This window comes from Halorientalis pallida, from assembly GCF_049605515.1.
GTDB classification, from domain to species: Archaea; Halobacteriota; Halobacteria; order Halobacteriales; family Haloarculaceae; genus Halorientalis; species Halorientalis pallida_A.
In genome coordinates this window covers 3,389,378-3,401,847 of the sequence record NZ_CP187158.1, presented here as the reverse complement: position 1 = coordinate 3,401,847, position 12,470 = coordinate 3,389,378, and the positions used below count along the sequence as shown (strand labels likewise).

Annotated in this window: 9 protein-coding genes and 1 tRNA gene; 6 read left to right on the top strand and 4 right to left on the bottom strand. The window is 66.8% G+C overall.

What is annotated here, in order from left to right; all coding sequences use genetic code 11:
• Nucleotides 1-96: 96 nt before the first annotated feature.
• From ACOZ4N_RS19105 to ACOZ4N_RS19095, 3 genes are all read left to right on the top strand, one after another.
• Complete coding sequence (locus ACOZ4N_RS19105) at nt 97-462, top strand: sensory rhodopsin transducer (RefSeq protein WP_424017956.1); 366 nt, start codon at nt 97-99, stop codon at nt 460-462.
• Nucleotides 463-617: 155 nt separating this feature from the next.
• On the top strand, nt 618-1,007 hold the full coding sequence (locus tag ACOZ4N_RS19100; RefSeq protein ID WP_424017955.1) for a dehydratase: 390 nt from the start codon (nt 618-620) through the stop codon (nt 1,005-1,007).
• 97 nt (nt 1,008-1,104) lie between these two features.
• Nucleotides 1,105-1,175, top strand: a tRNA-Gly gene (locus tag ACOZ4N_RS19095).
• A gap of 258 nt (nt 1,176-1,433) precedes the next feature.
• Here ACOZ4N_RS19095 and ACOZ4N_RS19090 read toward each other — a convergent pair.
• The 3 genes from ACOZ4N_RS19090 to ACOZ4N_RS19080 form a co-directional block, all read right to left on the bottom strand.
• On the bottom strand, nt 1,434-6,905 hold the full coding sequence (locus ACOZ4N_RS19090) for a right-handed parallel beta-helix repeat-containing protein (protein WP_424017954.1): 5,472 nt from the start codon (nt 6,903-6,905) through the stop codon (nt 1,434-1,436).
• A gap of 297 nt (nt 6,906-7,202) precedes the next feature.
• The gene (locus tag ACOZ4N_RS19085; RefSeq protein ID WP_424017953.1) at nt 7,203-7,613 is read right to left on the bottom strand and encodes a hypothetical protein; all 411 of its coding nucleotides are present in this window, start codon (nt 7,611-7,613) and stop codon (nt 7,203-7,205) included.
• Nucleotides 7,614-7,663: 50 nt separating this feature from the next.
• On the bottom strand, nt 7,664-8,185 hold the full coding sequence (locus ACOZ4N_RS19080) for a hypothetical protein (protein WP_424017952.1): 522 nt from the start codon (nt 8,183-8,185) through the stop codon (nt 7,664-7,666).
• 150 nt (nt 8,186-8,335) lie between these two features.
• On the opposite strand from ACOZ4N_RS19080, the gene ACOZ4N_RS19075 reads away from it, so the two are divergent.
• From ACOZ4N_RS19075 to ACOZ4N_RS19065, 3 genes are read left to right on the top strand one after another with little or no spacing between them, the layout of a single operon-like run.
• Nucleotides 8,336-8,707 carry an SHOCT domain-containing protein gene (locus ACOZ4N_RS19075; RefSeq protein ID WP_424017951.1) on the top strand — a complete coding sequence of 124 codons (372 nt, stop codon included), beginning with the start codon at nt 8,336-8,338 and terminating at the stop codon, nt 8,705-8,707.
• Between the two features lie 45 nt (nt 8,708-8,752).
• A complete protein-coding gene (locus ACOZ4N_RS19070) occupies nt 8,753-10,060 on the top strand; it encodes an NAD(P)/FAD-dependent oxidoreductase (RefSeq protein WP_424017950.1) in 1,308 nt (435 codons plus the stop codon).
• Between the two features lie 59 nt (nt 10,061-10,119).
• Nucleotides 10,120-10,782 (top strand): hypothetical protein, encoded by a 663-nt coding sequence (locus tag ACOZ4N_RS19065; protein WP_424017949.1) that lies wholly within the window; start codon nt 10,120-10,122, stop codon nt 10,780-10,782.
• On the opposite strand, the gene ACOZ4N_RS19060 is transcribed toward ACOZ4N_RS19065, so the two are convergent.
• On the bottom strand, nt 10,779-12,446 hold the full coding sequence (locus ACOZ4N_RS19060; protein WP_424017948.1) for a methyl-accepting chemotaxis protein: 1,668 nt from the start codon (nt 12,444-12,446) through the stop codon (nt 10,779-10,781). The genes ACOZ4N_RS19065 and ACOZ4N_RS19060 overlap by 4 nt on opposite strands.
• Nucleotides 12,447-12,470 lie beyond the last annotated feature (24 nt).

Below are 12,470 nucleotides of genomic sequence, written 5' to 3'. Positions count from 1 at the left end.
ACGTATGATCGGAGGGTGGTTCGCCAGCGGTATCGAGTGCGACCCGTCCGGAAACCACGAACACTCTTTATCGGCGTCGACGGGGAACGGTCCCACATGATCGGGCGTACCCAGTGGGCCATCCCCGAGGGATTCATCCCCGAGACCAGCCACGGCCCGCCCGAGATGGAGAGCCACGAGACCGTCTGCCTGCTGAACGCGACCGACGCCGCCGCCCACGTCGCGATGACGGTCTACTTCGAGGACCGCGAACCCGTGGGCCCCTACGAGGTGACCGTACCCGCCGAGCGAACCAGCCACCTCCAGTTCAACGAGTTCGACGACCCCGAGATTCCGCGGGGCGTGGCCTTCGCCAGCGTGATCGAGTCGGACCGACCGGTCGTCTGCCAGCACACCCGACTGGACTCCCGACAGGCCGAGAACGCGCTGTTGTCGACGATGGCGTATCCGGGCGAACGCTGAGCGTCCGATCACCACCGCTCTGGGGACGGCCCACCAGAACCAGTCGTGAGAACGCACGACGGTTCCGGGCGGAGAGACCGCAGTAAAACAATAAACTAAGACTTTGTTTATAGTTGTTATAAAATGCTTAGGCGGTGCTGGGCATCGGTCGGGCCATGTCACAGGACGGTCCCGTCTCCGAGGGCGACACGCTGACGTACGCACGGACGTTCACGAACGAGGAGGTCCAGCAGTTCGCGGCCCTCTCGAAAGACGATGGGTACCATCACATGGTGGAGGACGAGGACGGCCAGGTCGTGTTGCACGGACTGCTGACGGCGACGATGCCGACGAAGCTGGGCGGCGACATCGATTTTCTCGCGCGCACGATGGAGTTCGAGTTCCCGCGGCCGGCATACACCGGTATCGAGATTACCTGCACGTCGACCATCGAGTCGGTGACCGAGCGAGAGGACCGGACCGAACTGTCGGTCTCGTTCGTCTGTGAGACCGAACACGGGAACGTCGTCCTCAGAGGGGAGAGCGAGGGTGTAGTGATGGGCTGATCCGGCGGGCCGGGTGGGACGCCCTGCCGTGATTTTCCGTCCGATTCGGAAGCCTTATACCTTCCACCATGGATACTGTGTGATGTAGTGAAGTAGCGCGCTGGTGGTGTAGTGGTATCACAGGACCCTGCCACGGTCCTAACCCGAGTTCAAATCTCGGCCAGCGCATTCCCACCTTTTTCGGCGTCGGGTTGCGCGCCAGCGGCGCGCGACCGCTCCTTGAAAACGTGGGCGAAAAAGCCGAACGCTCGCTATCGCTCGCGTTCGGTACGACGTGCTTGCCCGCACGGTTCAAATCTCGACCAGCGCATTCCTGCGACGAACAACACCGACGAGCGACCGCTCTGCGGTCGCTCACATCCGTGTGAGACGAAGGCTTCACAGACAGCCACGGACCGTTTTCGGCCGAGAGTGGGGTCACGTCCCCTATTCGTGCAGGGTGAGTCTCCGTGCGGCGACGGCCACGAACAGGACGAGTGCGACGAGTACGGCGGTGAGGCCGAACCCGGGACCGGATTGGCCGGTGGTGGTAGCCGGTTCGGTGGTCCCCGGATCTGGGGCGGGGTCGGCGGCGGGATCGGCCGCCGTGACCGGTGCCGGTGTCCGCTCCGTGGTCGGTGACGCGGCGTCCGTCGGGGTCGGTTCCGTCTCGGCCGGCCCGACGACCGCGAGCGTCGAGGCCGCGCCGTCGACGGCGAAGGTGACCCGGGTCTCGCTCTGCTGGACGACGCGCACCGACAGCGACTCCCACTCGCCCGATCCGGGGCCGTAGCGGAGAACCCGCACGTCGCCGGGTGCGACGCCGGCGTCGGTCAGTTCGGCGCGCGCCACACCGACGCGCACCGATGCCGTGGCGTCGGCGTCGGGGAGACCGATCTCGACGGCCGCGAACAGCGTTCCGTCGAGGGACGGGGCGACCGCGGGAAGCCCGGACAGTCGTGCGACACTGACGACACCGGACTGCCCGGAGATGCTGACACGCTCGACTGGGCCGTCGTCGAAAGCGGCGGTGTCGCCGTCGAGTCGTGCCGTCGAGACCGACTCGGCCGCCCCGTCGAGGACGGTCACGGACCCGAGGCCGGTCTCACCGATCCGGAGGTCGTAGACGCCGGGTTCGGTGAGGTTGTACTGGAACTGGACCGTCGTCTCGTCACCGGGCGCGAGTTCACCGGTCCGGTTCACGCCGGTCGCCACGCCGTCCAGCGAGAGCGCGAGATCGAACTCGCCGGTCGCACTGCCCCCGTTCCGGACGGTGGCGGTGACCGTCAGCGGCTCACCGACCGCGACGAGTCGCGACCCCACCGCGGCGTCGACAGTGATATCCGGACTGACCAGGTTCCCGGAGCCGACGCCGGAACCGCCCCCGGCCGATCCACCGGAACTGCCGCCGGACGAACCGTTTGACCCACCGTTCCCGGCTTCGTCGTTCTCGTCTTCACTCTCCTCGTCTTCCTCGTCTTCTTCTCCTTCCTCGCTCTCCTCGTCTTCTTCTCCTTCCTCGCTCTCCTCGTCTTCTTCTCCTTCCTCGCTCTCCTCGTCTTCCTCACTCTCCTCGCTTTCCTCGCTCTGGCCGGCCACGACGGCGGACAGAGAATCGGTCGCCTCGTTGCCGTTCGCGTCGGTGGCGGTCAGGACGAGATCGTACTCGCCGGCATCCACTGGCGCGCCGGTCGCGTTCGTCCCGTTCCACGCGACGGAGACGGGGTCGGCGAAGGCGGCCGACACGTCGCGCTCGAACACGGTCTCGTCGCTGGCGTTGGCGCGCACTGCGAGTGTGGCGTTAGCCGGGTTCTCGTCGGAGAGGCCGACGGTGATCGTGGTCGGATTCGCCTCGCTGATCGGCTCCGTGGCACGCGAGTGCTCGAACCGTTCGATAACCGGGGGTTCCTCGTCCAGTCTCTCGGTCACGTTCACCTCGACGGTCAGGTTCCGGGCCGATTCGACGGTCAGGTTCCGCGTGTAGAGCCGTTGGACGAGGCGCGTCTCGTTCGGAACGCTGACCGTAACGGAGACCGAGCCGGTCACTTCCACGCCGGGTGCATCCGAGCGGTCGGGGACGAGCAATCCGTCCCCGTCGGTCGCCCGCGGGAAGATGACCGCGGCCGTCGAGTCGTTCACGCCCGTGTGCTCCACCTTCACGGTCGCGTTATCGACTGGCACACCGTCTTCGGTGACGACCGTGACGTTCAGCGGGTGGGCCGGGGGAAGCGTGACGGTCCCGAGGTCCCTGTCGCCGTCGGCACCGAACCGATCGAGTCCGTACAGGTCCGGTGACCCGTCCCGCGGGAACGTGACCTCGCCGTCGGCCATCGACCCGTTGCCCTGTGGGAACGCGGACAGCGGTGCCTGGTAGTACGAGAGCGATTCCGTCCCGCCTACGTCCGTCACGTAGTCGAAGCGACCGGTCCGGTCCGTCGACACGGCGCTGTCGAACTGCAGCAACCGACAGGTCGTCCCGTTCCAGTCGTTGACGACCACCGGAGCGGTGGACGGATCGCCGTCGCCGATGGCCACGGTGTCGTCCGTTGCCGGATCGCCGTCCGCTTCGTACACCCGTCCCGACACGTCGACGGCTGTCACCGAGGTCCGTGCTTCCGGTTGCGGTGACTGGGACTCGGTGTTGCCGGCAGTGTCCTCGGCCACGCACATGAACCGATACGTCTCACCGACCTCGCCGTCGTAGCTGACCGTCTCGTTCTCGACACCGACCTCGGCGATCTCCCAGGTCTCACCGTCGGTCGAGACGTAGATCGTCACCTCTTCGATCTCGCCGACGGGATCCGAGCCGGACCAGGACACCCGTATGTCCCTGCCACTCCGTTCCGGCAACGGATCGACGGTACAGCTCGGTGCCACAGTGTCGATGACGTTCACGGTGTTGTTGGTGGTGAGACTGCTGACCTCGTCGAACTCGATGGTGGCGTTGTTCTCGATGCGGGTTCCGTCCGCGAGCCCTTGCTTCGGCGTCGCCTCCATGAGCAGTGTCCCGGTTCCGTTCGGTGGCAGGTCGGTATTCTCGAGGTCCCACCGAAGCGTCCGGCCGTCGAGTTCGGCCGTGTGCCGCTCCTGGACGGTCTCGGTACGCGTCACCGTCCGATTACCGATCGTTACGTTCCTGGTTCGAGTGACGTTCCGACGCAGGAGGGTCACCGGCGTCGTCTCGTCGACCCCGACACGCGTGCGGTTCGCGGTGAACACCGTCACGGTAGACAGGTCGAGTTCGTCCGGAATCCTGTCGGTGACCGTGACGTTGGTCGCCGTGGCGTCGCCGACGTTCTCGTAGTGGACGACGTAGGGGAGCGTCCGGTTCGGTCGGATGTACCGTTCGGCACCGACGACCTTCTCGTTGGGGTCCGTCGGGGTCGTCGCGTTCTGTTCGTCCTCGTCACACGGCGGTTCTCTGGGCTTGAGTTCGTTGTAGGCGCGACAGGCCTCGAAGTCCCGTTCACAGATCGCTTTGTCGCCCAACTCGTTGCAGAGTTCCTCCGGGTCCGGGCCCCAGAGGCCGTAGGCACAGCCGGCGGTGTCGAGCGTGATACAGTCGAACAGCGTCGACCCACGGCCGAGGTTCCCCGGGAACTTGCAGCCGGCCACGACCTCCTCCTTACAGCGCTTGTAGTTCTCACAGCAGCCACCGGTGCAGGAACAGGCTTCGCCCCTGACGGTGAAGCCGTCCGGAATGCGACTGTCGAGTCTGACCTGATAGGTCAACAGACGGCTCTCGCCGGGGCGGAGTTCGTCGACCGTCCAGCTGAGCGTCGTCTGCGTGATATCCTGCGTGAAGTTCAGGTCCGAGCCGTTCGTCTCGACCAGGCTCTCGACGTATTCGCTGGTCCCGTTCCGGATGACGGTGCTCGTGACGTTCTCGGGCGTCGGGGTCGCGGCCCTGTACGCCCACCAGGGTTCGAGGTACTCGTTGACCGGGACGTCACGGGCGACCGTGTCACCGATGTTCTCCACCCGTATCAGGTAGAGCGTCGTTCGACCGGGGGTCGCACCGGTGCCGACCTTCTCGATGTCGATGGACGCCCTCGGCACGGTCGCTCGCACGTCCTTCGTGAAGGTCGCCGTGGCCGTCTCGTTCGCGCTGTCTGTCACCGCCACCGTGAAGGTGTAGTTCCCGGCCGAGGTCGTGGTCCCGACGAGCGTCCCGTTGTCGTGCAGTGTCGTCCCCGGCGGCAACGAGCCGTTCACGACCTCGTAGTCGGTGATCGGCGGCGTCCCGCCGCTGGCGGCGATGTGGTCGCGGATCCGCCGGTCGACCGCCCCCGTCGGCAGGTCGGCAGTCACGATCCCGAGGTCCCCGATACCGAGCGTCGGTTCGGTCTCCAACCACGGGTCGAACCGGACGTTCGAGACCCCGGCGTCCGATTCGTTCTCCGAGACGTTGTTCCCGGCACCGTCCGCGAGCGTGCCGGTCGTCGGATCGGCCAGCGGGTCGGAATCGGGACTGCCAGGACCGCCCGCACTCCCCCACCAGTTGCCCGTCGCGTCGAGGTCTGCGCTGTCCGCGTCGCTCTCGATTCCGAACTGACCGTTGCTCGCGATGACGTTTCCGTCGATCTCCTGGAACTCGGCGTCCACGTTGTACGTCAACTCGATGCCTGCATGCCGGTTGTCGACGATCCGGTTCCGGACCACCGTCGTCGTCCCCTGGCCGCCCCGGAGTCGCACCCCGTCCGTGTTGTTCCGGAGGACGTTCGCGGCGACCCGCACGCGCTTCGAGCCGCGCCGGATCTTCAGCCCGTTGCCGTCGCGATAGGTCCCCGGATGGTCGGTCACGCGGTTGCGTTCGACCGTGATATTCGTGGACGCGATGACGGTGATCCCGTTGCTGTTGGCGCTGACCGTGTTCTCGCTGGCGACGATCTCCCGTGCGGTTCGCAGATAGATCCCGTTCATGTCGCCGCCGGTGACGGTGTTGTCGACGACGCTGGTGTTGCTCGCGTCCCGCACCTGAATCCCGTTCCTGTTGCTGTCGCGGACGGTGTTCCCGATGATCGTGTTGTTCACCGACCGCCCGCCGGTCACGGCGATCCCGTGTTTCTTGTCGACGACCGTGTTGTTTCGCACCAGCCCGTGATGGGCCTTGAATCCGATGCCAGTGCCCCCGCCGCCGCGGACCGTGTTGTCGACCACAGTGACGTTCCCCGCGTGGCCACGGATTCTGAGTGTCGACGACCAGTAGTTGCCCGCGTTCAGGATGCGGTTGTCCCGAACGATCGCGTCGGGTGTATTCGCGAGACTGAGACCGGCACTCCCGGTGTTTCGGACGGTCGTATTGAGTACCCTCGCGTCGGTGACCTGGCTGATCGAGACGCCGGGGCCCGCAGTCTCGTTGAAGCTGGAGTCACGGACCGTCACGTTCGACCCTCTGTAGATCGCGAGGCCGTCCTCGCCCGCTGTGCCCCCGAGGTACGACGTGTTTCGGAACGTCATGTTCGCGACCGTGACGTTCGCGACGTTCCGCATCCTGACCCCCTGCCACCAGTTCTGGAGCCGGACGTTCTCGATAGTCACGTTCGTGGGAGTCTCGATCGTGGAATACCCGTTCGGACTGTCGCCCCCGTGGACGGCGATCGGATGTGCGTGGGGACGCTCGACGTACTCACCGCGAATAGTGTGTCCGTTTCCGTCGAAGGAAACGTTGTCGACGTTGATGAAGATGCAGTTCTGATCCGCGGGGAGCGTGATATTTCGGGTCAACTCGTACGCTCCCGACTCGTTGATCTCCCGGCAGTCGGTCAGCGCCTCGACCGACGTGCCGTCCGCCGGTGCGTTGCCCGCCGACGCGTCGATGCCGGTCGCCGCCGCCGGTCCCGCGGCGACCGCCGTGAACGCGACCGTCGCGACGACCGCGAGGACGAGGATCGCCCGTCCGCACTCGTCCCCAGTCATTTCCCCACGGTTCCGGCCCACTGTCGGAAGTCGAATGTGACGGACGGGAAGCCGTAACCCGCACTCAGTCCCGTTCTGATTCGTGTTCTCGTCATCATCGTTGCCCGTACCCCACCATTATGTCTGCTAGCAAATGTATAATTGAAATACAAATATGCTTTGAATTAGACAGTACCTGCATGGTCTACAAAGGGTGGTGGGACGTGGTTCCCGCTGAACAGGACCGCCATCCGTCGGTTCACGGGATGAACTGGCACGGAAAAAGGCGGGTCGGGCGTCTGTCTGCGCGTCGCGACCTCAGGATTCGGTTTCGGACTCCTCGTGTTCGGGTTCGTCGCGTTCGGTCTCGATCTGGACGGTCGTACTCTCCGAAGGTGGTTCCTCGCCGTGGGCGTCCCCGTGGCCGCGCCGGCCGCCGTCGCCGATGTCGACGGGGAGACGGTCCCGGAGGTCGCTGGCGATGGATTCGACGCGGTGGCGGACCGTGTCGATCTGGTCTTCAAACTCCTCGGCGCTCCGGGCGACGTGGTGGACGCGGTCGCGCGGGATCTGGTACATCGTGTCGTTGCCGTCCTCGTCGGTGCCCGTCTTGACCATCCAGTGGTCGCGCGCGTAGACGACTTCTTCGTTGTCGACGGTCTCGGTGACCGTCCCCGCCTCGGGGTCGTCGTAGGTGATCGTGGCCTGGCCGAGTTCCAGTTCGTCCATGCGCCACGGTACCACGCGTGGACGTATAGCCGCTGTGTCAGGGGATCGTACTAACCGCTTCGACAGGTCACCGAGGCCGAATCGGAACCGGTCGTACCGACGACGATTCGGGCGTCGAGTTCGGTGTCGAACGGCCCACAGCCGAACGCACCGTAGTCGGTGACGCGCTCGCCACCCCGTGGCCAGTAGGCGTAGACGACGGTAGCGGGGCCATCGACCGTGTACCCTGCGCCTCTGCCGCTTCCGGGAGCGAGTCGATAGGCGGTGTGCTGGACGTCCGTGCCAGAGACGCGGAAGTCGACGACGCCGACGAGCGCGGCCGGGGGGATCGCCGCGACGTTCGAGACCGCCAGCCGTCGCGTCGAGCCGTTACGGTAGGTGAGTTCGACGGCGTCGAAGTCGCCGGCGACGACGGCGATGCGGACCTCCTGACTGGTCGCGTTCTCGTTCGTGACCGACACAGAGACGTCGGTGCCGTCGACGGGTCGCTCCACGGGCGCGCTACACCCGGCCACGAGTACGGCGAGAGCGAGAGCGAGACGACAGACGAACAGCGACCGGGAGCGCGACATGTCGTCCGAAGGGCGCTCGGTGGAGAAAAGGTCGCCGGCGTGAGCGGGCGCCGCCAGTGCGGTCGGGCTTTCGTTCCGAAGGTTCCGGTGCCGGTCGGCTTTCGGAATCCAACCACAATCGCGGTAAAGACCGGTCGCGTACGTTCAGACATGAGCCGAACGACGACGCGACTCGCGAGCGTCGCACTGGCGGTCGGTGTCGCGCTGGCGCTCCTTGCGGCGACCGGTGGGGTCGCGGCGGGCCACACCGGCGACGACGGGATGCACCATCACGACGGGTGGATGGGGAGCCACGGGGGCGGGATGTGGGCCGGCCTGGGCTGGCTCTGGATGCTCGGCGGCCTGCTCGCCGTGCTGGCCGTGCCCGCCGTCGTGTTGTACGCGCTGACGACGCGGGACAGCGGTGGCGGCGGGAGCGGGGGCGACGAGGCGCTCGCGACCCTGCGCCAGCGCTACGCCGCGGGCGAGATCGACGAGGAGGAGTTCGAAAGCCGCCGGGAACGACTCACTGGCGGCGAGTGACCGGCGAAGGCAACGCACATGTGCCCGCCGGGCGGAGCGGGTGACATGATCGGCGTCGTCGGCGGCGGGGTCGCGGGACTGGCCGCGGCCCACCGACTCCAGCAGGCCGGCCACGAGGTACAGGTATTCGAGGCGAGCGACGACGTGGGTGGGCTCGCGGCCGTCTACGAGACCGCCGGCGACTCCATCGAGAAGTTCTACCACCACCTCTCGAAATCCGAGGAGACCATCGTCGAGCTGGCCGAGGAGTTGGGCCTGGGCGACCGGATCGAGTGGCGGATCGGCAAGAACGCCTACTACGTCGACGGCGTCGTCCACCCGCTGGACAAGGCCTGGGAGATCCTGGCGTACCCCCACCTCTCGCTGTACGACAAGTTCCGGCTGGCGATGCTCACGATGGAGGTGGACGTGCGCGGCGGCGTCCCCTCCTTCGACACCTACGACGACCTAGAAGCCTTCGAGGACGTGCCCATCAAGCAGTTCCTGCTGGATCACACCACCCGGAGCGTCTACGAGAACTTCTGGGACCCCCTGCTCTCGGCCAAGTTCGGTTCGCGCAAGGAAGACGTGAGCGCCGCCTGGCTCCTGGGCCGGGTGAAGTTCCGCGGCGAGCGGGACCTCCTGCGCGGCGAGATCCTGGGTTATCCGGACGGTGGGTTCGCCCCCTTCCTCGACGCGCTGGTCGACGCGGTCGGCCGCGAGAACGTGACCACTGGCGCGCGCGTGACCGACCTCGCGACCGGCGACGGCAGTGTCGAGTCACTGACCGTGGAGACCGAGGACGGAGCCGAGACCCACGCGGTCGACGGCGTGGTGGTCGCCGCGATGCCGGACGTGCTGGAGGGGTTGACGGGGTATCCCTGCGAGATCGACTTCCAGGGCACGGTCTGTTCGGTCTGGAGCATGGACGAGTCGCTGACCGACACCTACTGGCTGAACATCGCCGACGAGGCCCCCTTCGGCGTGTTCATCGAACACACCAACTTCGTGCCGCCCGAGCGCTACGGCGGCGAACACCTCTACTACACCGCCAGCTACGTCCAGGACCTCGACGAGGAACTGTGGCGGATGAACGACGAGGAAGTGGAGCGGACGTGGCGGGAGGGCATCGCCGACCTGTTCCCGGACTTCGACCCGGAGCGCGTGAACTGGGTCGAGACCGCCCGCAATCCCCGCACTGCGCCGGTCTACGAACGGGGCTATCTGGACATGGTGGTCCCCACCGACCTCTCGGGACCGGTCGCCGAGGGCGTCACCTACGCCGGGATGGCCAGCCGCGCCCAGTACCCCGAGCGCAGCCTCAACGGCGCTATCGAGGCCGGCTTCGCCGCCGCCGACGTGCTGACGGAGTGAGTGAAACCGGTGTTTGACCCTCCAGAAGACAGGTTATCCGTGGCGTTCTCTGCGGACGTATGAAACGCCGCACGGTACTGGCAACGCTCGGCACGGCGACGGTGGCGACCGCGGGCTGTCTCGACCGCTCCGGGAACGGATCGACACCGACCGACACCGACGGACCGGGCGATTCGCGTGGAACGGCGACGCCGACGGGAGCGACCGACACCCCGACCGACGGGACTGGCTGGCCGGACGGCCGCTTCGCCGACGAGCCCTGTCCCGCCTTCGCCGAGACCGACCGGACCGTCTGTTACCACACGCTCGATTACGGGAGTCTCTACGTCGAACCCTCACAGGCGGTGTTCGCACCGGGGGCAGACGAGCGCGACGGATCGGGCGACGGCGGGGGCATCGAGACCATCGAGTTCGTCCTGCACAACGAGACGGGCGACCGGTTCGGCCTGAACCCACACGCCTGGGCGATCCACCGGCAGACGGCGGACGGGTGGACCCGCGTCGCGCCCGAGGAGTACGTCGAGCCGTGGCTGACCCTCGAAGCCGGAGAGACCTATACGTGGGTCCTGAGCGAACACGATACGGCGGTGATGGCCGAGAACGAACAGGCGATCACGACCGAACTGGCCGCTGGCGTCCACGCGTTCGCGATCACCGGCCAACGGGAGAGCGAGTCGGGCGGGAGCGTCGAGTGTATCGCGCTGTTTTCGGTCGAGCGCTAGTCCTCCAGGGTCGCGTCGATGGTGGCACCCGAACCGCCCGCCGAGACCTGCATCCCGTCGAGCAGGGTCGAGAGCTGGTCGGCCTCCGTCGAGAGTTGCTGGATCGTCTCTGTCACCTCGCGAGTTGCAGCGGTCTGTTCCTCGGCGGAGGCGGAGACGGACTGGGCCTCGTCGGCGGTCTCGTCGCTGATCGCGGCCACGGAGTCGATCATGGCGACGACCTCCTGGGTCGTCGAGGCCTGGCGGTCGGTCGCGTCGTCGATCTCCTGGACGCCGGCGTTGACGTCCTCGATGGTCGCGACGACCGATTCCAGTTTCCCCATGGCGTCTTCGATGGTGTCGGCCCCGCTCTCGACGCTGTCTTCCATGTCGTCCATCTCGTCGGTCGCGGCGGCGGCCTGCTCGCGCATCTCCGCGATCACCGACTCGACCTCGTCGGTCGCCTCCTGTGTCTCCTCGGCGAGGTCTTTCACCTCGTTGGCGACGACGGCGAAGCCTTCACCGGCCTCGCCGGCGCGGGCGGCCTCGATTGAGGCGTTCAGCGCCAGCGTGTTGGTCTGCTCGGCGATCCCGTCGATCAGGTCGACGATCTCGTCGATCTGCTCGATACGCTGATCGAGCGTCTCCACCTCCGTGGCGGCCGAGGCGGCGTTCTCCCGGATGGACGCGATCTCCTCGCCCGCCCGCTCGGAGGCGTCGCGGGCCTCCTCGCCGGTGTCGGCCGCGTCCGCGGCGGTGTCGGCCACCTCGGTGGCGGAGGAGGCGATCTCCTCGATGGTCGCCGAGAGGTCGTTCATCCGTTCGGAGGCGTCGGTGACCTGCTCGCGCTGGTCCTCGGCGCCGCTGGCGATCCCCTCCATCGACCCGCTCACCTCGTCGCTGGCGCGGCGGATCTCCTGGCCGCTGGCGGCGGCGTCCTCGCTGACGCTCGCGACGGTGTCGGCGAACTCGCTGGCCTCCGCGACGGTCCCGGCCAGGGAGTCGAGCATCTCGTTGAACGCCGCGGCGATGTCGGCCATCGCCTCGTTGTCGGTGTCTGTGTCGAGCCGGCGGGTCAGGTCGCCGTCGGCCACCTCGTCCATCACTCGGCTGTACTCCTGTGCGCGGGTGCGGAGCTGGTCGGCGACGGCTTCGGCCTCCTGTTTGGCGGCCTCGGCCTCGGCGCGGGCCTCCTCGGCGCGTTCCTGCTCGCGCTGGGCCTGTTCTCTGGCGTCCTCTGCTTCCTGGATCCGTTCGTCGAGGGTGGCCGCCGTCTGTTCGAAGCCGCGGTACACGTCACCGAGTTCGTCGGCCCGCTGTTCGGGAATCCGGAAGCGGTACTGTCCGCGACCGACCGTCTCGGCGGCCTCCTGCAGAGTCTTGATGATGACGTAGGACTCGCCGTAGATCATCCCGCCGAAAAAGAATGTCCCGACCATGATGGCGCCGACGGTGAGCCACGACCCCGTGTAGATCGCCGTCGCAGCCGGCACGAGGATGGCGATGGACGAGTGGAGCCACAGCTGCCTGTTCAGCGTCCGCTGGATCACGTCCGGGAACAGCTGTTTGAATCGCTTCGAGGAGGTGCCCGCGAAGTACCACCACCACTCCGCCGGTGTGAACGACGGGGCGATGTCGACCGCATCGCCAGCCTGTGCGTCTCGGTCGACGGATTCGGCACTCATGGCACCACGTCGGCAAAGGACCAT

Coding starts and splice junctions, on each gene's coding strand:
- ACOZ4N_RS19105 (WP_424017956.1), top strand. CDS start 97: ATGATCGGGCGTACCCAGTGGGCCATCCCCGAGGGATTCATCCCCGAG.
- ACOZ4N_RS19100 (WP_424017955.1), top strand. CDS start 618: ATGTCACAGGACGGTCCCGTCTCCGAGGGCGACACGCTGACGTACGCA.
- ACOZ4N_RS19090 (WP_424017954.1), bottom strand. CDS start 6,905: ATGACTGGGGACGAGTGCGGACGGGCGATCCTCGTCCTCGCGGTCGTC.
- ACOZ4N_RS19085 (WP_424017953.1), bottom strand. CDS start 7,613: ATGGACGAACTGGAACTCGGCCAGGCCACGATCACCTACGACGACCCC.
- ACOZ4N_RS19080 (WP_424017952.1), bottom strand. CDS start 8,185: ATGTCGCGCTCCCGGTCGCTGTTCGTCTGTCGTCTCGCTCTCGCTCTC.
- ACOZ4N_RS19075 (WP_424017951.1), top strand. CDS start 8,336: ATGAGCCGAACGACGACGCGACTCGCGAGCGTCGCACTGGCGGTCGGT.
- ACOZ4N_RS19070 (WP_424017950.1), top strand. CDS start 8,753: ATGATCGGCGTCGTCGGCGGCGGGGTCGCGGGACTGGCCGCGGCCCAC.
- ACOZ4N_RS19065 (WP_424017949.1), top strand. CDS start 10,120: ATGAAACGCCGCACGGTACTGGCAACGCTCGGCACGGCGACGGTGGCG.
- ACOZ4N_RS19060 (WP_424017948.1), bottom strand. CDS start 12,446: ATGAGTGCCGAATCCGTCGACCGAGACGCACAGGCTGGCGATGCGGTC.